The sequence below is a fragment of the Rhizobium sp. 01L419 genome (assembly GCF_056400025.1).
On record NZ_JBFTSM010000002.1, the window covers coordinates 17130 to 39700 of the forward strand.

16 protein-coding genes and 1 pseudogene are annotated in these 22571 nt (G+C 59.4%); 6 read left to right on the forward strand and 11 right to left on the reverse strand.

Translation table 11 applies throughout. From position 1 onward, the window contains the following. Window positions 1–163: 163 nt before the first annotated feature. The 5 genes from AC1DUP_RS03990 to AC1DUP_RS04010 form a co-directional block, all read right to left on the reverse strand. The gene (locus tag AC1DUP_RS03990; protein WP_113297302.1) at window positions 164–799 is read right to left on the reverse strand and encodes a cysteine hydrolase family protein; all 636 of its coding nucleotides are present in this window, start codon (window positions 797–799) and stop codon (window positions 164–166) included. Window positions 800–816: 17 nt separating this feature from the next. Next, window positions 817–1365: a hypothetical protein gene (locus AC1DUP_RS03995; protein ID WP_113297301.1), complete on the reverse strand. Its 549-nt coding sequence runs from the start codon at window positions 1363–1365 to the stop codon at window positions 817–819. Window positions 1366–1507: 142 nt separating this feature from the next. Next, the gene (locus AC1DUP_RS04000) at window positions 1508–2500 is read right to left on the reverse strand and encodes an enoyl-CoA hydratase/isomerase family protein (RefSeq protein WP_162748651.1); all 993 of its coding nucleotides are present in this window, start codon (window positions 2498–2500) and stop codon (window positions 1508–1510) included. A 48-nt stretch (window positions 2501–2548) separates the two neighbouring features. Continuing rightward, entirely contained in the window at window positions 2549–3019 is a 471-nt protein-coding gene (locus AC1DUP_RS04005) for a RidA family protein (protein ID WP_113312090.1), read from the reverse strand. After that, on the reverse strand, window positions 3013–3738 hold the full coding sequence (locus tag AC1DUP_RS04010; RefSeq protein WP_113312091.1) for an SDR family oxidoreductase: 726 nt from the start codon (window positions 3736–3738) through the stop codon (window positions 3013–3015). Before AC1DUP_RS04010 ends, AC1DUP_RS04005 begins: the two co-directional genes overlap by 7 nt. A 496-nt stretch (window positions 3739–4234) precedes the next feature. On the opposite strand from AC1DUP_RS04010, the gene AC1DUP_RS04015 reads away from it, so the two are divergent. From AC1DUP_RS04015 to AC1DUP_RS04025, 3 genes and pseudogenes are all read left to right on the forward strand, one after another. Then, complete coding sequence (locus AC1DUP_RS04015) at window positions 4235–4696, forward strand: nuclear transport factor 2 family protein (protein WP_113312093.1); 462 nt, start codon at window positions 4235–4237, stop codon at window positions 4694–4696. Window positions 4697–4966: 270 nt separating this feature from the next. Next, a pseudogene (locus AC1DUP_RS04020) lies at window positions 4967–5171 on the forward strand (LysR family transcriptional regulator); the annotation flags it as partial. A 230-nt stretch (window positions 5172–5401) separates the two neighbouring features. Continuing rightward, the gene (locus AC1DUP_RS04025) at window positions 5402–5734 is read left to right on the forward strand and encodes a hypothetical protein (RefSeq protein ID WP_113312094.1); all 333 of its coding nucleotides are present in this window, start codon (window positions 5402–5404) and stop codon (window positions 5732–5734) included. Window positions 5735–5996: 262 nt separating this feature from the next. Here the strand turns inward: AC1DUP_RS04025 and AC1DUP_RS04030 are convergent, their stop codons facing one another. The 5 genes from AC1DUP_RS04030 to AC1DUP_RS04050 all read right to left on the reverse strand — a co-directional run bounded on the left by AC1DUP_RS04030 (window position 5997) and on the right by AC1DUP_RS04050 (window position 10626). Continuing rightward, on the reverse strand, window positions 5997–6788 hold the full coding sequence (locus AC1DUP_RS04030; protein ID WP_113312095.1) for an SDR family oxidoreductase: 792 nt from the start codon (window positions 6786–6788) through the stop codon (window positions 5997–5999). 600 nt (window positions 6789–7388) lie between these two features. After that, window positions 7389–7994 (reverse strand): L,D-transpeptidase, encoded by a 606-nt coding sequence (locus AC1DUP_RS04035; protein WP_113312096.1) that lies wholly within the window; start codon window positions 7992–7994, stop codon window positions 7389–7391. Between the two features lie 1015 nt (window positions 7995–9009). Beyond that, window positions 9010–9189 carry a hypothetical protein gene (locus AC1DUP_RS04040; protein ID WP_113297292.1) on the reverse strand — a complete coding sequence of 60 codons (180 nt, stop codon included), beginning with the start codon at window positions 9187–9189 and terminating at the stop codon, window positions 9010–9012. A gap of 183 nt (window positions 9190–9372) precedes the next feature. Beyond that, window positions 9373–9819, reverse strand: coding sequence for a hypothetical protein (locus AC1DUP_RS04045; protein WP_113312097.1), 447 nt, complete (start codon window positions 9817–9819; stop codon window positions 9373–9375). A 135-nt stretch (window positions 9820–9954) separates the two neighbouring features. Beyond that, window positions 9955–10626 carry a glutathione S-transferase family protein gene (locus AC1DUP_RS04050; RefSeq protein WP_113312098.1) on the reverse strand — a complete coding sequence of 224 codons (672 nt, stop codon included), beginning with the start codon at window positions 10624–10626 and terminating at the stop codon, window positions 9955–9957. A gap of 136 nt (window positions 10627–10762) precedes the next feature. Between AC1DUP_RS04050 and AC1DUP_RS04055 the strand changes: the two genes are divergently transcribed. Together AC1DUP_RS04055 and AC1DUP_RS04060 are read left to right on the forward strand one after the other, a co-directional pair. Next, the gene (locus tag AC1DUP_RS04055; protein ID WP_113297289.1) at window positions 10763–11674 is read left to right on the forward strand and encodes a LysR family transcriptional regulator; all 912 of its coding nucleotides are present in this window, start codon (window positions 10763–10765) and stop codon (window positions 11672–11674) included. A 370-nt stretch (window positions 11675–12044) separates the two neighbouring features. After that, a complete protein-coding gene (locus tag AC1DUP_RS04060; RefSeq protein ID WP_113297288.1) occupies window positions 12045–12704 on the forward strand; it encodes a response regulator transcription factor in 660 nt (219 codons plus the stop codon). Here the strand turns inward: AC1DUP_RS04060 and AC1DUP_RS04065 are convergent. After that, window positions 12701–13951 carry an ATP-binding protein gene (locus tag AC1DUP_RS04065; protein WP_162805111.1) on the reverse strand — a complete coding sequence of 417 codons (1251 nt, stop codon included), beginning with the start codon at window positions 13949–13951 and terminating at the stop codon, window positions 12701–12703. The two genes, AC1DUP_RS04060 and AC1DUP_RS04065, sit on opposite strands and share 4 nt — an antisense overlap. Before the next feature lie 471 nt (window positions 13952–14422). Here AC1DUP_RS04065 and AC1DUP_RS04070 point away from each other — a divergent pair, with 471 nt between their 5' ends. Further along, window positions 14423–22501: a peroxidase family protein gene (locus tag AC1DUP_RS04070; RefSeq protein WP_113312100.1), complete on the forward strand. Its 8079-nt coding sequence runs from the start codon at window positions 14423–14425 to the stop codon at window positions 22499–22501. Window positions 22502–22571: the final 70 nt, after the last annotated feature.

The following is a 22571-nucleotide window of genomic DNA, read 5'->3' on the forward strand; positions in this document are numbered from 1 at the left end:
CGGTACGAAGCGAGGCGTTCAAACGCCTTGGCCGTTTCCAAAGGCGCAGCGGCCCCTGAGGGCAGGCCAACCCCGGCGCTCGAAAATCAATAGATCTCCGCTCGCGCAAAATCCGGCGACCTCATAAGAGCGCGCCGGATTTGGCTGACGGGTTCGACGCGACTTATGGCGCGTGGGTGAGGGCGATCGCTGCGATCGTCTCCTTGGCGTCGACGATAGCGCTGGCATAGCTCGGGAGATTGATCTCCAGCGCGGCATGCATCATTTCCGGCGAGTAGTCCGCAACCGCGTCCTTCACGACCGTTACATCGTAGCCAAGCTCCGCCGCGTAGCGGACTGTGGCCTCAATGCAGGTGTGTGCGACAAGCCCGATCACGATGACCCGCTGGATGCCGTGCCGCTTCAGTTGGAGATCGAGATCGGTGTTGGCGAAACCGCTGGAGCACCAGTGCTCGGAGGCGACGACCTCACCCGCCAGGGGGACGAATTCGGCGCGAAATTCACCGCCCCAGGTCCCGAATTCGAAACTCTTGCGGTGCCAGGCCGCACGCTGAATAGGGGCCACGAACTTCCAGTTTTCGTAGTCGCCCTCCCGATAGCGGTGATGCATCGCAAAGAAGACCCGTAGCTTGGCGTCCCGTGCAGCGGTCAGCACCTCCAGCATGTGCGGAACGCAATTGTTCGCCTCCGCGACCTCCTTGATCCGGGGCCAGATCTTGCCGCCCTCGGAGATGAAATCATTGTAGGGGTCGACCACAAGCAATCCCGTGTTGCTGCGGTCGAAGGACAGTTGTGTCATGGAAGTCTCCTCGACGGTCAAGCGACCTTTGTGGATGTGTTATGCAGTGCCGCGCGCTCGATGCTCGCAGCAAATAGCGGGGTCTCGCCCTTGTTGTGGGCGATGGACATCGGCTGTCGCTGCGTGCGAAAGAGTTCGAAAGGGATGCCCTGGCGGTCGAGGAAAGCCATCATTTCCTCCGTCGCGTACGATCTTACGCGGTTCGTGAATTCGCAGCGGGCAGCGTCGATCTTCTTCACGCTCAGCTCCCAGGTGACATGGATGGTCACCCGGCCGTTCGGCGTGAAGACATCGGAGTCGGAGTCTAAAATCAGATGATCTTTTTCGCCCAAAGTCTCCACGTAGTGCTGGACCATCAGGCTTCCGCCGATCGTCTCGACGTTGATCGACATCCGGGTACCGTCTGGCGCGGTCGTGAAGCCAGCGGCGATGTGTGCGGGCGAGCAGCCCTGGTATTCCTTTTCCGACAGGGTGAAGCACCATTCCGGAATGTCGACCATCTCGATAGGTGCGTTGATGATCGCCGAAAAGGAAGAGTCGACGATCTGGTTTTCGATGCTGTGCATATGACGTCTCCATGATTGATCTGGTAGCTGAAGGCGAGTTTACCGGGATTCCGAACAGTGAACGATACGGGGCCTCTGCGCGGGCGGCTCAACGTTGGCGCCCGCGCGACCTGCCGTGTCACTGCGCGGGCACCGCTCCGACCTAGTTCTCGGCCAGGGACTGCGTGTAATGCCCAAGACGGGTTTCGATGTCAGAATCCTTCTGCAGGCCCATCTCCATCAGCCTTCCGATCTTTTTCTGGGCCACCGGGCGCTGGACAGACGTAATGAAAGCATCCCAGCCGGCCCCAATCTCAGGATTGCTCGGAAGGCTTGCGAAGTCGACCAGCCGTTTCGTATCGGCGATCGCCTGGCGGTCGAAACCGGAGATTCGGGTTGCCAGGGCGTCGACGAACGGATCGAGCTTGTCGTCGTCGAACGACCGGTTGACGTAGCCGTATTCCTCCGCAAGATCGCCGTTGATGTCGTCGGAGCCGAGAAGCACTTCGAGGGCGCGGCCGCGTCCCATCAGCCGCGGAAGCCGCGCCATCGGGCCGCCGCCTGGGACGAGCCCTGCGCCGACCTCCCATTGCGATAGGATCGCTTTCTGACGGCTGGCAAATCGCATGTCGCTGGCAAGAGCAAGTTCGCTGCCGACCCCTGTCGCACGCCCGCGGATCAGCGCGATCGACACCACGGGGGATTTGCTGATGCGCACCAGCATATCGGGGAGGGGATGAAGCCCGGTAGGTCCCGAGGGGAGGCTGGTGGAATCGGCCAGCGGAGGCGTAAAATTGTAGTGGGTTAGGAAGAAGCCTGGAACCGCGCTGTCAAAGACGACGACCCTGAGATCGGGATCGGTTTCGATTTGAGAGACTACTTTTTCCATCTGCGGGATCGTTTCCGGTCCGAAGATGTTGAAGGGCGGGTTGTCGAATGTGACGCGCCAATAGGCGGGCGTCCGCTTCTCGACCTTTATCTGTTGCGCCTGCTCCTGGCCGGGCTCGGCCTTGACGTCCGACGCATGATCGACATTCTCGGCGACCTTTGTCTGACCGGAAAGGGCGAGCACCGGAAGCAGCAGCAGGGCCGCAGCGGTGAGAAACGTCGATGACAAAGCGAGGGTGCTTGTTGCGGTTGGTGGTCTGACTTTCATGACTGCCTCCATTTTGGGTTGGGAGCGAAGACGCTTCGTTACGAAGCATCAGGATTCGATCTCGCAGACGAGTTCGATCTCGACGGGCATTCCAAGCGGTATGCTGGAAACGCCAAGCACGATGCGTGGTGGGAGCCTGGCGGCGCCGAATATATCGAGCAGCAGCTCCGACGCCCCGTCGGCAACCTTGGGATGCTCGTGGAAATCGGACGGGCAGGCGATGTAGACGCCGAGCTTGGCAATTGACCGGATCCTGTCCAGCGAGCCCAGATGAGACCGCGCAGCGGCAAGACCGCTCAGACAGGCGGTTCTGGCGGCCTCATAGCCCTGTGCGACCGAGAGGTCCTTGCCTACCAACCCTGTGTAGAGAGGGACGTGCCCGACCACTGGAAGCATGCCGCTCAGGAAGAGCAACGACCCGACCCGCACCGCCTCGACGTAGGCGCCGAACGGGGTGGGCGCAGCCGGGATGACCAGAGCGAGTTCCCTTACGCGCGCTTCCGCGCTCGCGACTACCATTTGCCGAGATGTGCGCCATTGTCGACGTGCAGCACCTCCCCGGTGATGTTGGCGGATTCCGTGAGATAGACGACGCCATCGACGATCTCCTGGACAGCGGTGATTGTGCCCATCGGCGACAGGGACTCGAGAAAGTCCCTGGGGTTTTTCGCGTGCAAGGGCGTGTCGACGACGCCCGGCGAAATTGCGTTCACGCGGATATTGTCCTTGGCGAATTCAAGCGCCAGGCTTTTGGTGATGGCGTTGAGGCCGCCCTTGGTGATCATCGGCAGGGACGCAGTCACGCCGGCGATCGGGTGGTCGGTCAGCGACGACGTGAGGGTGACGACGCTTCCGCCGGACCTCTGGCGCAGCATCTGCCTGATGGCGCGCTGCGTGAAGTGAATGAACCCCTCGACGTTCGTGGCCGACAAGCGGCGGAAGTCTTCGATGGTGTATTCGAGAAACGGCTTTGTGAAGAACACCCCGGCATTGTTGACGAGTGCGTCGATGGAGCCGAATTGCTCGACCGCCGCATTCGCAACCCGCTCGGCGGTTTCGGGATCCGCGACGTCGCCGCTGATCAATTCCAGTCGGCCGGCGCGGTCGAACAGGGTCGTCTCGCTGATGTTTCGGGACGTGCCGACGACGTTCCAGCCCTTGTCCAGAAATGTCTTGACCAGGCCGGCTCCGATGCCCTGCGAAGCCCCAGTAATCACCACAGTCTTGTGCACGCTCATGCCTGCCTCCGTTCTGGCGACGCGGAAAACCTTCGCCCGCCACGTGGAGGGCGGTCGCTTGGTTTTCGAGTGATGCGTTGATCCGGCGATGAGCCGGGAGCTTGCCGGACGGTCGCGCCGTCCTTCGCTCTGCCAAGACCATCGCGCCGAAAATCGAGCCAGGATATTGTACCAAGGTGTCTCTGATACCTTCGGATCGGGTCCCTTCGTCAGCACACCAAAGTCCAATAGAATGGGCGATCGCCGGAGCTAATAGTCGCTGCACCACGAATGAATGGAGTTCACATGACCCGCTGGCCGGATCGCCGCATCATCGACCTTTTTGGAATCGAGCTTCCCATCATCCGGGCGTCTATGGCCGGAGCTGCCAAGTGCTCTGTTGAAGGTCGAAGGGCTCAGCAAGGCTTCGGGGACGTCCGAGCCGCGACGGAAGGCGCCCATCAACCTGAACTTCTTCGCGCATCTTGCGCTACTTTGAGTACCAGAGGAGTATCCGATGAATTGGCATCTCATGGAGATCGACGGTGACGAGATCGAGCGGGGTGACGGAACCGCCCTTGATGCGTTGATCGAATTCTACCGGGCCTTTAACGCGGGCGATCTCGCGGGGCTGGAGGCCGCTTGGCTCGGAGGTTCGGAGCCCAGCATGGACAACCCCATCGGTGGCATCCGCCGCGGGTGGGACGAGATCGCCGAAGGTTACTCGAAGCTTTTCGAAGGGCAGGCAAAAGTCCACGTGACCTTCCACGACTTCACGAGTCAGGGTGGCGACGACTGGCATCTCTTCGTCGGCCGCGAACGTGGGACGTGCAGGACGGAGCGTGATACGCTCGACGTCGCCTTTCGGACGACCCGGTGGTTCGTGCGCAGGAACCGGGCCTGGCGACAGCTTCACCACCACGGGTCAATCGAGGATCCGAAGATGCTGGCCGATTATCAGAGACTGATCTTCGGATAAGTGCCTAGCCGCTCGATGTCGGCACCCTCGACTGCTCTGGTCAAGATGAACTCCGCGAACGAGAGGAGCGACCGGTGCAAGCGCCTCGATCGAACGGCGCATCGCCTCTGTCTGCAAAGCGGCGGTGCTTATCTGGAGGGTGAGGCGAGAACACCGGCCCAACGTCCTGAAGCCATGCAAAATCGTTGCCGCAACCGTGTGCGGGTTGCCAGTCAGGAACGCGCCATTCGGACCGCACAGGTGGTCGAGCTGCGGCTGTGTCGGCGGCGGGTGCTTGCTTTGGAGCATGAGCTCGTGCTGCAGATCTTCATCCGCTCGACCAGGCGGGTGGAGCTGACGCGGGCAGGGGTGTCCTTCTACGAGCGAACAGTCAGAATCCCCAGCGAGGTCGATCTCTCGAGAGATCACCAGGTCGGTGGCCGGTAAGACGGAACGGAAGATTGCGATCGGCACCGTTTATCCGGCCATGATCGGAAGCGCGGCGCAGTCGTGCGGTGCCGCTTCGCGATCGATGATGCCTTCAGACACGGCTGCGACGGCCGTGCGGCCTGCCATTCCTCTACAAATGATCCGGATGCTCTCTATCATCGGACGCCCAGCACCATGGCACCCGCCCCCTGCGGTCCCAACGCCGGCAACCTACTTGCTGGCGATCCTTGGCCGACAGCTGTATGCAGCTTGCGGAAAGACGAACGAAGGTCACTTATGAGAATAGAATTTCTGCTTTGGCTCGCCGGTGCAATGGCAACATTCCTGGGCGCAGCGACCGCTTCACGTACCTATATTGCGACCAACAGCATTTTTGTGCTGGTCCTGTCACTCGCGCTTTATTGTGTGGGTAATCTCATCATGGTGCGGCTGATGAGAGAGGGTGGAATGGGGCTTGCGATATCGGTTTCCGCCGTTTCTCAGCTGCTGCTCATCAACGTGATTGCATATTTTGTTTTTGACGAGCGGCTCGCTCCCTCACAGATGGTCGGCGCGGGACTGGGTTTGATCGCAATGGTGCTGTTGTTATTCCCAATTGGGCAAAGATAGCGCAACCCGACAGCTACAGTTCTTCGCAACATGGGAAGCGGCGGCATACAAGATGTCTCAGGCTCCGTCCCAGCGCACGGTCTGGTCAAGCCCACCCGGCGGGACGTCGAAGCAGCCGAAATTCTCCGCGCCGGAACGCGGGCTGATCGGCGCGCTTCAAGTTCGCAGGCCACGCAACCACCAGGCTGCGTCGCCTGCGCGCGTCCGCTGCTTGTCCCGGTTCCCGAAACTCGTGCGCAGAGGCGGATTACCGGGGCTGTCGTCAGAGCGTGTCGATCACGCCACCGTCGACGCGAACGGAAGCCCCAGTGGTGGCAGACGCGAAAGGCGATGCCAGATAGGTTACGAGGTTTGCGATCTCCTCGACGCTCGCAGCTCGCTGAATGATCGAGCTGCCGCGATGCTGCTTGACGAACGCAGCGGCGATTTCCTCGATCGGCTTCCCGGTCTTTGCACGTTCCTCGGCGAGCATAGCCTCCACGCCCTCGGACAGCGTGGGGCCAGGCAGAACGGAATTCACCGTGACGCCCGTGCCCGCCATCCGCTTGGCAAGGCCACGGGCAACTGCAATGTCGGCCGTCTTGCTGACGCCATAGTGGATCATCTCGACAGGAATGTTGAAGCCAGACTCCGAGGCGATGAAGATAACCCGTCCCCAATTCGATTTTTGCATGCCCGGAAGATAGGCACGGGAGAGCCTGACGGCAGACATCACATTGACCTGCCAGTGGCGATCCCAAACTTCGTCGTCAGCCTCGAAGAAGTCGATCGGCTGGAAGATGCCCGCATTGTTGATCAGGATGTCCACATGCGGAATCCTCGCGACGAGAGCGCCACACCCTGCAGCGGTCGCGAGATCGGCCGCGACGGCGTCGACGCTGCCCTTGACACCTTCACCCTTCAGGCGTTCGGCGGCCTTCGCTGTTTTCTCATCGGACCGGCCATTGAGCACCACGTCCGCGCCTGCGCTTGCGAGCTGGCGGGCTATCGCGTAGCCAATGCCTTCTGTAGATCCGGTAATCAGCGCAGTCCTGCCTGTGAGATCGATCTGCATTGCGTGCTCCTGTTGGGTTGGATCTCCGAACGTATGAACTGCCGATCAATGTCGCAACACCTCGGTTACCAGACGCCGGTCGTTTAACTACGCCACGGTTCACAACATCGCCATTGTGGTTCGATTTTATTCAAGGCAGTTATCCCTCTGCCGTGCGAGCCACTTCGCTTCAGTTGTCGACTTGAGCCTCACACCACCGCTGACGCTCAAGTTCTGGGATCGACGACTTTGGGACGATCCAGGTCCTGCCGATTACCGGTGGAGATGCAGGGGGGTGGGTGCGTCGGCGACATAGGGTGCTTCAAGTCAGCTGATGCCTTCCGCTCTCTGTCACCACGAGAACAGGAGTGCCGGATACGGTAATCTCTCTCACCAAGGTGTCGGCTTCCAGGCTCGCGACCAGCGGCGTCGAAAGGCGCTTATCGCCAACGATCCAGCCTCTGCCAACGCGTCGCTGTCGGCGATAACTTGCAATAGCTTTCAGCGCTTCAAGCTTTGCTTTGGACAACGACTTAGGTTTGGCATCTCGCATGTACGATCCATTCTGCTGATCTTCCCTACAGAATCTGGTGATCGTGGATCGGTTCTGCCAGAGTTCTATCAGCGATGAACAATGACCCTCGTTCCCGGCTTTACCATATCGTAAAGCTCCTCCACGTCCTGACGATACATGCGAAAGCATCCGCTTGATGCATTTGTTCCGATCGAAGACGGGTCATTGGTACCGTGAATGCGCAGCAAGCCGTCGGCCAGATAGATCGCTCGCGTTCCGAGCGGGTTGTTGGGACCGGGCCTCATTACGGCTGGAAGCTTCGGGTTCTTCTGACGCATGCTCGCGGTTGGGCGCCATTCCGGATGTTCTTTCTTCGAGACCACTCGCGTCGAACCGAACCATTGTTTGCCTTCACGACCAACGGCGATCGGGTAGACATACTGCTCTCCCCACGGTGCCGAGTAATAGAGGGTGTGCTCGCTCGTCACGATCACTATAGTTCCGCTTGATCTCGTTATTGGTGCTCGGTTGGGCGGCGGGTCGCGATAGCGGGGAAGCGGCTGGTATTCGGGCTCTGGTGGATAAGGGGTATACGGATTGTCGTAGCCGTAGCCATCATACTCGTCGTAACCATCATAGGGCCCATAGACCTGGGCATGAGACTGGACGGCGGTCAGAAAGAGGGCCGCAGCCAGGATAGCAAATAGCCTCATGGTCGTCATCCGCTTGTTAAACAAGCGTTATTAGGACGAGTTCTGTGGCGGGACTATGTCCGCGCCTTTCCATCTCGAACGCGGTTCTTCCCGAGTTTTCGAGGTAAAAAAGTGTCAGCCCCGAATGAAAGTCGGCTAGCCGTGGATTTTGTCATGCAGATGCATTGCGTTAATTGCGAAGGAGATTGACCATGGCTTCAAATGCACTCGTCCAGACACGAATAGAGATGTTAAAGAATACGCCGCAGCGGCTCTCGAGAGCATCGGTTTGATAGTGTCGGATGCTGTGCGAATTCTTTTAATGCAAACAGCAACGAGGGCGCGGCATACGACGCCTGATTTCGGGAAAAGGTTTTGAAGGCGCTTGAGGATRCGCGCCCTGATATCGATGACGATGGCCCGGGAGCACGATTTCGAGAGCGCCGCAGGCACGCCTTACATTGCGGTTTATGTCATCATAGCTGACCGGATAAGCACTCTGCGAATTTGGCATAGTGCGCAGATGTGACCGCCGAATGGGATTCCGAATAACGCCGGATACGGCGCAGCCCTTCGATTCCCGTCAAAGCGCGGCCACCTCACAGCGTGGGCAAGGGAATATCCAGCATTTTGTTATTCGCATTCTGCGAGCGGCGAAGTGCGCGTTCGTAGTGCCGAACGCACAATGGAGATGAATAGCTTATCTACCGAGATTTGGACCTACGTGTCACATTGTGCGCAAGCTCACTTGTCGTCGCGAACTCGCCAAAAAGCGCGGTCAGCTTGGCTTGCTCCCTCTCGTCCAGCCTGTGCTTCAAGCAAAAGTCGGAGATGCACCAAACCTTCTTCACCACGACAGGCTCGGCTGAAATCGAATCGATGTGCTGCATTTTAGTCCTCCCACTTCGCAGGCTAGCGAAGCGAACATTAGCTGGCAATGAAATAACGAGATCTTCCCAACAATTCTCCAACACCCGCTGGGCGCTTGGCGGCGCAGCGATAGTCAACTGCTCGGCCCTGGCGGGGTATTGGACGATCAACTTACCGAAACAGTTTGTTCGATGATCTGCTGTACGCCCCTGACTTCGGTGGCAAAGGAATAAACTATTTCGCTGGGCACGCGGCCGATGGCGGCGGCGATTGTAAGCTTCTTATAATGATCCACTGTATTAGCGACAGCCTCCTTGTCGCGAAAATAAAGTTCGTCTCTGCCCACTTCGCCCAGATATCCTCCGCCCTAGATCTTGTCTGCAGGAAGTGTTCGGCGGCATTCTCAGGCATTTCGACGCCGGCCGGGAGATAAAGTTCCTCCAGGTCATGGGGCGGAGGCTCGGTTCGGGTACGGCTGGTTAGATCCATGGTAGTGCTAGGTCGGTAAGCGACCCCAACAAAGTCACGATCACCATACGGCAAGCATCGCTCTTAAACGCTGCTGCAGGGCGGGCGGTTCGACGTTCATTCGTACGCAATGGAGCGCGTAGCGCATCGGTTCGCTAAATGGCATCCAGGCACGCAGATTATCAAGAAGCATCTCGGACATCATGTCTTCGATCGGCCCGGCGCCGAGCTGGCCAAGCGCCTGTTGATGATCTGGGAGTCGGGCTCGGGCGATGACGGCAAGAGCCCGCTTCAAGGTCTCCTCCTTCGAGTTATTAAGCAAATCCGTCGACCAATGCCATGCCCCGGGATCAGCGAGGTAGGCCTGCACAAAGTCTTCTGCAGAAGCCGGCCGTTCATCACAATCAGCCATATCGGGTAGCCAGGAAGCATCCGACGCGATCGCGTCCGGCGTGAACGCATTATTGGAAACGAACGCTGTATGGCGCTTTGGCTTGCGCGACTTCATGTGAAACCCATTCACCTGCTTTCGTGAAGCCTAGGCTAACCTGGCGACGGCCCACCGCGCCATTGAAAAGATCGTCGCGATTCCGGCCAGCGCGCACCATCTTCATACGCGCTGGCCAGACAGGAGGGTCAGAAATTATAGTTTCACGCCAACGCTCGCCAGGAAGATTTCCATACGGTTGTCAACCTCAGCCTTCGTCTCAGCCCACGCTGGGAACGACTGGAGAAGATTGTCGTGCCAAGCGATGAGGTTTGGATATTCCTTGAACGGAAACTTTGCACGATCGGCCTGGGAGAAGGGAGCTGCGATATCGATATCGGCAAAGGTCAACGCATTGCCAACCATGAACTTACGGCCTTCAAGATGCTGGTTGAGTACTTTCGCTGCAGCGCGGATCTTACCCTCAGCAAATTTGATGAGGGACTCGTCCTTCGCGACACCCATGACCGTCTTCCCCACGCGCTCATCGAAGATCGTGGTGGTGAAGGTGCGCCACTGCTCGCCCGACCAGAACATCCACTGAAGGACCTGAAAGCGCTCCTCCTGCGTGGTTCCGACCAGCGGCGAATTCACCTTGTTGGCGAGATACAAGTTGATTGCAGAAGATTCCCAGAGAATGGTGTCTCCATCCTCCAGAACCGGCGTCAAACCGTGGGGATTGAGACGGGATTTGAACTCGTCGGTCTGGCTCTCGCCTTTGAAGAGGTCAACGGTAACGCGTTCGAGTTCAATGCCCATGATCTTCGCAGCGGTGTTCACGCGACGCAAGCTGCCCGAGCCCGCATCACCATAGATCTTGATTGTCATAACTGTTCCTTTCGGCTCCGGCCCGTGAAAGGGCGGCCGAACGTTAATTCCCATATTCTTTTTACGAATGGCATCCATGCTTTATGAATGCCATCTATTCCCAATTGGAATTCTTTAATTGTTTGGAGTAAAGGTGATGGATAAGCTAGATGCGATGCGGATGTTCGTGCGCGTCGTCGAAAGCGGAAGCTTTTCGCAGGCAGCGCGAGATCTGAACGTCAGCCAACCGACGGTCAGCAAGCAGCTCGCTGCGCTCGAAGCGCGGCTCGGGACGCAACTCCTCGCGAGAAGTTCGCGTGCCCTTGCCGTGACGCCTGCAGGACAGGACTATTATGAGGCCACCGTCCGTATTCTTCAGGATCTCGACTCCGTCGAAGAGAGAGTCCTTGAAGGGCAGTCGCGCCCCTCGGGGCTGGTCCGCGTGACCCTCTCGCCAGCATTCGGGAGGATGTTCGTTATTCCCCGACTAGCGGATTTTAGGACGAGTTTCCCTGACGTCGCGATCGAGATGGAAGTCTCCGGGCGGCACGTTGACCTTATCGAGGAGGGAATAGACGTCGCGATCCGCATCGGTCGGCTTTCGGATTCAGCACTCGTCGCGCGACGCATCGGCGACATGCGGATGATAACCCTAGCCTCCGCCGGCTATCTTGCCCAACACGGCACACCGCAAACGCTAGTCGAACTGCGCACCCACCAACGTATCAGCTATGTCCACCAGGGCGATATCATCGGGTGGGGTTTCCACGTAGACGGCCGGCCGGTCACGGTCGACGGTGGGGGAGCGTTCCGCACAAACGACGCCGAGCATATCCGCGGCGCGGTCCTCGCGGGCCTCGGCATCGCCCACCACGCAAGCTGGTTGTTCACGGATGTGCTGGCCTCCGGCGAGGTTGTACAAATTCTGGACCAGCATGCGCCGCCGCCCTTTCCGATAAACGCAGTTACCGCTGCCGGACGGCGAATGCCCTCGCGAGTGCGGCAATTCATCGATTTCCTCGCTGCGATTTGCGCCGAGGAGCCGGAATTAAAGGTCGGCGACGGCTAGCCCGTCATAGTGCGGACGGTTCTGGATTGCCCCTGCACAGGAGGACGCTGAACAGGCCCTTGTCGTCCGTCCAGTCGGCCATTGGTAACCATTCCGCTGCGCGCAACGACAAGGTAGGGCTCGCATGGCAGTACTTGTGGTTACAGTCAGTATGGATGGCTCGCCGGCTCCTACCGCCTATAAGCGCGGTGATACGGTTTGAACCTCAATTCAGAGTTCAATCAGCCGCGTGACCAGTTTGTCGTAGCTCTTCCGAGATCATCCTCTGGGTTTACCTCAGCATCGACAGAAATACTTAGAAATGGCTAGATGGACATGAAATTAATTTCGGAATATCAATTATACGTTTACTTTATGCAGGGTGTATAACATGAGTCCAATCTCGGTAGCGCTAGTTGACGACCACCCGCTGATGCTCGCTGGCCTAACTGAAATCCTTAGAAAGCAACCCACATTTTCTGTTGCGGCAACTGGATCGAGCGCGGACGATATATTGGACATTGGCCTGAGGTTGGCACCTGACGTCTTTGTCGTCGACCTGATGATGCCGGGAAACATTTTCGACGTGATCGCGAAGCTTGTCGAAAAAATCCGAACGAAGATCCTGGTCTTCACGGCAATGACGGGCAGCGATTATGCCGTGCGCGCCCTCAACGCGGGCGCAAGCGGGTATGTCCTCAAAGGAAGCAGCGCACAGGAACTCCTTCAAGCCATCGCGACCGTCCACCGCGGCGACATGTTCATCACCCCTGCATTCGCCTGCAAGGTCATCGAAGAGCTTAAGATAGCCTCCCTCAAAAAGATGACCGGCACGGAAGTAAAGCTCAGCATCCGCGAGGGCCAGATCATCAGAATGCTGCTGCGGGGCTTCACCAATCGGCAGATTGCAGCCGACCTGCAGATCGGCGAGAAGACCGTCAAAAACTACATGACTATCCTCATGCAGAAGTTGAATGCACGAAACCGCCTGGAAGTATTACTCGCCGCTCAGAAGCTTGAGGGCGGCACAGATCCGATCCAACGCCACTAGATACCATTCCCCTCCATCGGCACCACGACCTGAAGCTCCGTTCCGGAGCGCGGACCCCGGCGGATGTCAACGCTGCCGCCAAAAGCCTCAACCCGGTTTCGAATGCCCTGCAGCCCGAGCGGCCTGTGACGGGCTTGGGAATTGTTCACCCCGAGGCCAGGACCATCGTCGGCAATGACGACAGTAATGGCTTGCTGATCTGCTGACGCCGAAACGCGCTGGTCACGGCCGCCGCCATGGCGGAACGCATTGTTGAGCCCCTCCTGCACGACACGGTAAAGACAGATCTTCAAGGGGTGGGCAACACGCTCGGGCAGGCGGTCATACGCCACTGTCACTTTCGATCCCGTCGCATATTCGTGCTGATCGACTGCCATGCGCAGAGCCGCTTCGAGCGGCATATTTTCGATCTCCGGCATGACCAGCCCAGTCGAAAGCTCTCGCAGCTCTGCCAGGACCTGGCTCGCGATGTGAGAGGGAGCAAGATCAGCCTCCGTGACGTCGGCCGCGCTGTCGAAGGTCGTCCTTGCCGGCACGGGCGCATCTGAAGGCCTCCCCAGTTTAAGGATCAACAGGCTGAGCAGTTGGACGGGACCGTCGTGCAGATCGGCACCGATCCGGTTCAGGAGTTGCTCGTTCGATTTCGTCGCATCCATGCGCGCCCTGTCGGCAACCTTGCGAAGCTCGGTATTCTGATCCGCGAGCGCCTGAGCCTCCGTCAGCTGCGCCTTCAGCGTCATCCTCTGATTGGCGATGATATTGCTCGCCCGCCGGACAATGAGGAACAGCAGGGCCATGATGGCCAAAGTCGTTGCGCCGACGATTGCCCATGTCTGACGTTGGACCCGGCCTCGCTGAACGAGGAATTCGGCTGCGTCCTCATAAAGCTCTCCGACAGCGATGATTTCGCGCGTGCCCGAGCGATAGATGGGTGCATAGATTTCAATGAGCGGACGGTCGGTCGTCGGCTCTTCCTCGCCTTCTCCGTCATTGTGACCAGTCTCGAGCTGCGCAACAACCCGACCTGTGAAAGCCCGCTTGATATCGGCCGACGGGAAGGCTTTTCCGATAAGAGATTTATCGGTGCTGTAGATCACCATCCCATCATTGCGCCAGATCCTGAAGCCTTCTACTCGTCGCGCAAGATCAGTCCCGATCAAAAGATCGTCCAATTCCTTGCGACGGGATTCCGCGACCTGGAGGTTGCTTGCCGATCCCTCGACGTGACGGGCCAGAAAACCCTCCATGTAGAGGGCTCCGGATTCGGCCCGGCTCCTCAGCTGATTTGCGGCAATCTGGCTTGTCAGCCACTCACCAAGGATGGCCATCGAACTACAGATGATCAACCCCGCCACAATCAGGAATTGCTTCGTTAAATCAATGCCTTGCCAGTATCCTAGTATGCCGGATTTCTCGCCGCCGGGGCTCTTCCTGAAAGGGACGTAAGTCACATTTATTTCCGGGTCTAAAGTCCCGACCTCCCGAAGACCAAAGTCCGTGAATGTCAGCGGACCTTTGGAACTATCCCCTGGCCTTGCCTGAAGACATTATCTGATCGTCGCAGACAATGCTGAAGATTTTCTATTGGCTTTCGCAATCTCATCTCCGGAACCCCAGTAGAAAATCTGCCGCAGAGCAGACGATGCCTGCGAATGCAGGGACGGGAAAAGCATTGCCGGAACGATACCGTTTTCTGGACAATCCAAGGGGGGAATAAAATGGTCACCTATATTCGATCGGATCTCGATTTCATCCTGAAACAGATCAAAATCGCGGAAGCGGACGCCGCCTTCCGGCAAGGCATATCGACCGGCGATCCGAACAACGTCGCAAAGCCGTTGTTCGGCCCCGGCGGGTCTATCCCGACCTACAACCTTTCCTGGGGCCTGCGCACCGTCGACGGTACCTACAATAATCCGCTGCATCCGGAATGGGGTGCTGCCGACAATGAGTTCCCGGAACCCCTTGGCACTCAGTTCAAGACGATCATGGTGCCCGCCGGGGCCGGTGGCGCTTTGGTGCCCGTCTCATACAACCCGACGGCCGACAACGATGGCCCCGGCCCGTCCGTCGCGGGCGACGTCTTCGACCCCACAGTCCGCACCATCTCAAACCTGATCGTTGATCAGACGCTCGGAAATCCCTCCGCGATCCTGACGGCTCTGCAGCGCGCCGGCATCGTTCCCGCAGCGCAGCAGATGACAGTCACCGCTCAGATCTCAGCCGCTTATGAGCCGCTCAAGCCATTGTTCAACGCTGTCGGCACAGCCGAGCGGCTGAACGCCGAGGCCCAGGCAGCAGCATCTGCCAGCCCCAATAATCAAGCTCTACAGGATGCCGCGGCAGCAACTGCTGCGGACCTCGCTGACGCGCAGGCGGCTCTCGATGCCCAGGATGATGCTTTGGTCGCGTTGCTGGATGCCAACGGCGTCGAGCTCGATGGCGTCAATGTCGTCATCACCAATGCCGCGCCGGATGAAGGCCTCTCGGCACCGTTCAATTCCTGGTTCACCCTGTTCGGCCAGTTCTTCGACCACGGTCTCGACCTCGTCGCCAAGGGCGGCAACGGCACCGTATTCATTCCGCTGATGGAAGACGATCCGCTTTTTGTTCCGGGCAGCAACACCAACTTCATGGTGCTGACCCGCGCTACCCTTGCCGGCCCGGGCGCCGACGGCATCATGAATGATGACCCTCTAACGGCAGTTAACGAAGCCGCCGACAATACCGATCGTCCCGTAAACACGACGACCTCGTTCGTCGACCAGAACCAGACCTATACGTCTCATCCATCTCATCAGGTCTTCCTCCGCGCCTACACGCTCAACGCTGCCGGCGAGCCGGTCTCGACGGGCAAGCTCATCGAGGGCGGCAATGGCGGCATGGCGACCTGGGCTGATCTCAAGGCGCAGGCTGCTGATTTCTTGGGCATCCAGCTTCTCGATGCCAATGTCGGTAATATTCCATTGCTGGCCACCGACCCCTATGGCGAATTCATCCGAGGCGCCAATGGCTATCCTCAGATGGTAACAGCTACGGGCCTCGTCGAAGGCGACCCGAATGCCAATGGTGGATTGGGCGTCCTCGTTCCGGCGAATGCTATCCTTACAGGCCATGCCTTCCTGGCCGACATCGCGCATAATGCCGTGCCGGGCGGACTGGCCGATGGCGACATCGAGATCGGTCTTGAAAACCCCGGCAACGAGCCTGGTGTCTACGACAACGAGTTGCTCGATGCGCATTATGTCGCCGGCGACGGCCGTGCCAACGAAAATATCGGCCTGACGGCGGTGCACCATGTGTTCCATTCGGAACACAACCGGCTGGTCGAGCATACCCAGGAGGTGGTGCTTGCGGACGCCATTGCGATGCTGGCTGACGGCTCTTCGCAGGCTGAGGCTGTGGCCTTCCTGAACGAATGGCTGATCGATGATGTCGCTGCGGTTCCCGCTACCGGAGCAGGCCTTGTCTGGGACGGCGAGCGGCTCTTCCAGGCCGCCAAGTTCGGTACCGAGATGCAGTATCAGCACCTCGTTTTCGAAGAGTTCGCCCGTAAGATCCAGCCGAATATCAACGTATTCCTGGTTCCGGACGGGTTCGACGTTACGATCGATCCCTCGATCGTCGCCGAGTTCGCCCATGTGGTCTACCGCTTCGGGCACTCGATGCTGACGGAATCGATCGATCGCTTCGATCCGAACTTCAACCCTGACCACATCGGTCTGATCGAAGGCTTCCTCAATCCGCTGCAGTTCGAAAACAATGGCGGCACAACGACCGCCGATGCCAATGTCGCAGCCGGCGCCATCGTCCGAGGCATGACACGCCAACCCGGTAACGAGATCGACGAGTTTGTCACCAGTGCGCTGCGCAACAACCTGCTCGGCCTGCCGCTCGATCTTGCGACCATCAACCTGGCGCGTGGCCGTGATACCGGCGTGCCATCACTGAACGTGGCCCGCACGCAGTTCTACAACGCCACCAACCAGGACGTCTTGCTCAAGCCCTACGAGAGCTGGGTCGATTTCGCCGGCCATCTGAAGCATGAGGCCTCGATCATCAACTTCGTCGCGGCCTACGGCACACATTCACTGATTGACGGCCAGACGACACTTGAAGGCAAGCGTAACGCGGCGCTCACCATCATAACCGGCGTGTCGGTCGGCGGACTTGAAGTCCCGCTAGATCGCCTCGATTTCCTCAACGCGACCGGAGCCTATGCCGGCGGCACACTTGGCGGTCTCAACAATGTCGATCTCTGGATCGGCGGCTTGGCGGAAGCGATCATGCCCTTCGGCGGCATGCTCGGCTCGACCTTCAACTTCGTCTTCGAAATGCAGATGGAAAAGCTGCAGAACGGTGACCGCTTCTACTATCTGCAGCGCCTCGATGGCCTGCACCTGTTCGGTGAGATGGAGAACAACTCCTTCGCCGCCATGATCATGCGCAATACCGATGCCACCCATCTGCCGTCTGACGTGTTCTCGACCCCCGGTCTCATTCTCGAGGTCAACCAGGCCCGGCAGTTCAACGATCTCGATGGCGACGGTACTCTGGAGAGCACTGATCCGCTCGGCGACGGCATCCTCACGCAGCTTGTCATCCGCAACAATCCGGCGACCGTCGGCCCGGACACCAACTACCTGCGTTATACCGGCGGCGACCATGTGGTCATGGGCGGCACCGAAGCCAATGACACCATAATCGCGGGTATCGGTGACGACACGCTGTTCGGCGACGGCGGCAACGACCGGCTGGAAGGCGGGTTCGGCAACGACATCATCAACGGTGGCGACGGCGACGACATCATCGTCGACAGCGGCGGCGACGACAATATCAAGGCCGGCAAGGGCAACGACGTGGTTCACGCCGGGCCTGGTCTCGACCTGGTGATGGGTAATGACGGCCAGGACTTCATCTTCCTGGGTACGGACATGGGCTCGGAAGTCTTCGCCGGTACCGGCAACGACTTCATTTACGGTAACAAGAATGCCGAACGCATCCTCGGCAACGAGGGCAATGACTGGATCGAAACAGGCACGTTCGACGGTGCGCCTGGCGACAATTTCGACGAAATCTTCTCGCATGACGAGATCGACGGCCATGACGTGTTCCTAGGTGATGGCGGCTTCGACGAGTTCATCGGTGAAGGCGGCGACGATATCTTCGTCGGCAGCGCCGGCCGCGGCAAGATGGTGGGCATGTCCGGCTTTGACTGGGCGACCTACAAGGACAACCCGAACTTCGTGAACGCCGATCTATCGATCCCGATCGTCTTCGACGAGGCCCCGACACTGCCGCAGAATGCCGCACTCGATGAGTACGAGTCGGTCGAGGGTCTGTCGGGGACAAGGTTCGGCGACGTCCTGACCGGCACGAACACTCTTGCGGCTGAGCGGCTCCCCGCTCTTCAGGGCGGTACCGAAGGCTATCAGGGTAGCGCCCTCGACGCTGAAGGCATCGCCCTTATCAGAGGCCTGCAGGATATTCTGGGCGCCGGCGTCACGGCATTCAGTGCCGGCGACATCATTCTCGGCGGTGATGGCAGCGACACCATGAAGGGCCTTGCCGGCGACGACATCATCGATGGCGACAAGTGGCTCGACGTGCAGATCGGTGTCTTCGCGCCAGCCGACACGGAACATACGGGCGAGCCGATCGCGCTACACAATAGCATGACGACATTGGCAGCCGCGATGTTCAACGGCTCGATCAATCCTGGCCAGCTGGCGATCGTGCGAACCATCCGGACCGACACGACGGCCGGTGATGTCGACACTGCAGCGTTCCAGGGCGCGCGGGCCGATTATACGTTTGGTGCGACTGCTGATGGGCAGGTGACCGTCACCGACGTTACCGAGCTCAACCTCGATGGCTCCGACCGGCTGCGAAACGTCGAGCGTTTGCAGTTCACCGATGGCACCGTCGGCATCATCGTCGGCACCGAAGGGAACGACGTTCTCAACGGCACCACCGGTGACGACCTGATGCTGGGCCTCGGCGGCAACGACGTCCTGAACGGCGGCGATGGCAACGACATCCTCGTCGGCGGCCCCAGCACGGCCGGCACCTCGGGCACGTATGCCGATAATTTCAACAACACCGTCCTGAATGGGTCGAGCGGAACTGCGGCATGGGCCACGCCGTGGGTTGAGACTGGAGACAACGGCAATACGAATAGCGCTTCGGCAGGCCAGATCCGCATTGACGACGGCACCAATGAGTTGCGCCTGCGCGATGATGACAATGATCCAGGCAACGGCACCGCGATGATCACGCGATCCTTCAGTCTGTCGGGTGCATCGAGCGCCACCATCAGCTATGACTATAATGAGAGCGGCTTCGACGCGGGAGAAACGGTCACGGTTCTCTTTGCCGCCGACGGCGTCAACTTCACACAGACGATTCAGACCATAACCGGCGCGACCAACGCAGGACCGATCAACAACTTGCCCTTGAACGGACCGTTCGGTGCCAATTCGGCAATCAGGTTCGTGGTGGCCGGCACGAACAATAGCGGCGACTTCGTCGGTATCGAAAACCTGTCGATCGCCTTCTCCAGTGCCACCGAGACTCTGAACGGCGGCGCCGGCAATGACACCTATGTCATCAATCTCGGCGACGGGATCGACGTCATCAACGAAACCGCCGGCACCGACCGCATCACGGTTGGAGGAACCGTGCCGCCGGCTCTGCCGGCCTCGCTGACCGGGCTCAACATGTTCGAAGTGACCGCCGGGGGCGGCAACGACGACCTGGTGATCCAGTTCAACGGCCAGCAGGCTACTGTTACCGATCACTTCGACACAGCCGGCGAAGCGGTGGAGTTCATCAACTTCAACGGCAGCACGTTCGAAGGCTATGTTCTCACCGGCGACTATGCCTTGAGCACGGATGATAACGGCGAGCGCACAGCGGCGGTCGGCGTCAACACGGCGCTCGCAGGCACGACGGCTAACGATACCCTGACCGGCAATACCGGCTTCGACCTGCTGTTCGGCCATGACGGCAATGATACGCTCAATGGCGGGCTCGGTGAGGATCTGCTGGTCGGTGGCATCGGCAACGACACGCTCGACGGCGGCGACGATATCGACACGTTGGTCGGCGGCGCCGGCAACGACACCTATATCGACGATACCGGCGAGGATCTGATCATTGAGGCCGCCGGCGGCGGAACCGATACGATCGCGACGACGGCAGCGCTTTATACAATGGCGGCCTTCGCCAATGTCGAAAACCTGACCTACACGGGTGTCGACGCCGACCAATTCGTCGGTACCGGCAACGACGGCAACAACGTCATTACCGGCGGCGATCTCGCCGATACGCTGACGGGGCTTGGCGGGAATGACACACTGAACGGCGGTCTCGGCGCTGACACCATGCTGGGCGGTGTCGGGGACGACATCTATGCCGTCGACGATGTCGGCGACGTGGTAACGGAACTGGCGGCCGGCGGTACGGACCGTGTCGACGCAAGCGTCGACTACACGCTGGGGGCGGAGGTGGAATACCTCAATCTCATTGGCGCGGCGGTCACTGGCCGCGGCAACACGCTCGCCAATACGATCAACGGCAATGGTGCCGCCAACCAGCTCTTCGGTGGCGGTAACAACGATACGCTCAATGGTGCCGCCGGCAGTGACCTGCTCGACGGCGGCGACGGCAACGACACGCTCAATGGCGGTGACGACAACGACACCATCATCGGTGGTGCCGGCAACGACACGATCGACGTAGGCGGCGGCGTCAACACCATCATCTACAATTCGACCGGCTTCGGGGCCGACATCGTCAACAGCTTCGACGCCACCGGCGGTACGCCGGCAACCCAGGATCGCATCGACCTCAGCGGATTGGGCGTAACGGCGGCGAACTTTGCCAACCGGGTGTTCGAATCCGCGAGCGGCGGCAATACGATCATCACCATCCGCGAGAACGGACCGGCCTCGGCGATCCAGGGCACGATCCAGATCAACGGTGTCAACAATGCCGGCATCGATGTCTCCGACTTCACGCTCGCGACTGCCGGCAATGTGATCAATGGCGGCGCAGCCGGCCAGACACATAACGGCACTGCCGGTGCCGACACCATCAACGCCCTCGGCGGTAACGATACAGTCAATGCCGGGGCAGGCAACGACATCGTCAACGGTGGCACTGGCAACGACGTCGTTAATGGCGACGCCGGTGACGACACCTTCAACTGGAATGCCAACAATGCGACGGCAGCATCACTGGCCAATTCCGATGGCCGTGACATCGTCAATGGCGGCACGGAGGGTCAGGCTGGAGACACGTTCGTGATAACCGGCAATGGCGCCGTTGCGGAGACCTACCGTATCTATACCCGCGCCGCATGGGATGCTCTCGCCGGCAATAACGGCGCAAGCCTCAATGCCGCAACCGAGATCGTTATTACGCGGGGAGCCAATACCGATTTCGCCACCTCGGTCATCGCCGAGCTACGCGAAATCGAGGAGATCCGGATCAACGGGGTCGATCCGTCCGGACCTGGTTCTTCCGGCGGCGACACATTCGAGGTGATCGGCAACTTCGCCGGGACGAGTTTGCGGCTGAACACCATCACCATCGACGGCAACGCCGGTGATGATACCATCGATATTTCGGCTCTGACTTCGGCCCATCGCATCGTGTTCCGCTCGAACGGCGGCAATGATACGATTGTCGGCACCTTGCGGCCGCAGGATGTTATCGAACTGCCAGCGGGCACGACCGCCGATGATTACGAGATCACGACCGATGCAAACGGCGTGACGACGATGACAGGCAGCCAGCACAGCATTCGCTTCACGAGTGAGGGCGGCCTGCCGCAATTCAACGACCCTGCCGATGACGATGTTGATACGCCGCCGCCAGCACCCCCGACTCCCGAAACAGCAACGGGAACCACTATTGTCGGTACTGCTGCCGCCGATGTGCTTCTTGGTACGGCAAGCGGAGAAATGATCGTCGCATTCGCCGGCAATGACGTGGCCACCGGCGGTGCCGGCAGCGACATCATGCGCGGAGATGACGGTGACGATCTCCTCAGCGGGGAAGCCGGAAACGACATGGTCTTCGGGGGTGCCGGAAATGACGACCTGTTTGGCGGCGACGGCAATGACATGCTCTATGGCGACGCTGGAGCAGACCGAGTCTTCGGCGATGCCGGCGACGACATGATCCAGACTGGTGCCGGCAACGACACCGCCCATGGTGGCAGCGGCAATGATATGTTCATCGCCGAAGCCAGCGACGGCGATGATGTCTACTATGGCGATGCCGGCAGCGACACGCTGGATATGGCGGCGATCACCGCCAACCTGACGGTCGACCTCGGAAGCGGCTTCATGGGCAGAGGAAGTGCATCCAGCAGTCAATCGGGCAACGATACACTCTGGAACATCGAGAATGTCGTCACGGGCTCCGGAAACGACACAATCACTGCCAATGCGTCAGTCAATGTCATCGACGGCGGGGCCGGAAACGACAAGTTCGTGTTCCTCTCCGAAAAGGATGCCGACGGCGATACGATCCTCGGCTTCCAACCGGGGGACAAGATCGACCTGAGTGGCTCGGACGCAAACAACGGCGTCTCCGGCAATCAGGCCTTCACGCTGATAGCGGGCTCCACGCTCAGCGGTGCTGCCCAACTGATCGTCACGCACGAGACGCGTGACGACGGCGACTACACCGTGGTGCAGGGAAGCGTCGACGGTGACAGCAGCGCCGAACTTCGCCTCAGCATCAAGGGGAACCACAACCTCACCACTACGGACTTCAACCTGTAAAGCGCGAAATGCGGCGTGCCGGCCTCTCCGGCACGCCGCATAGTCCAATATTAGCAAGAAGTGGTGAATG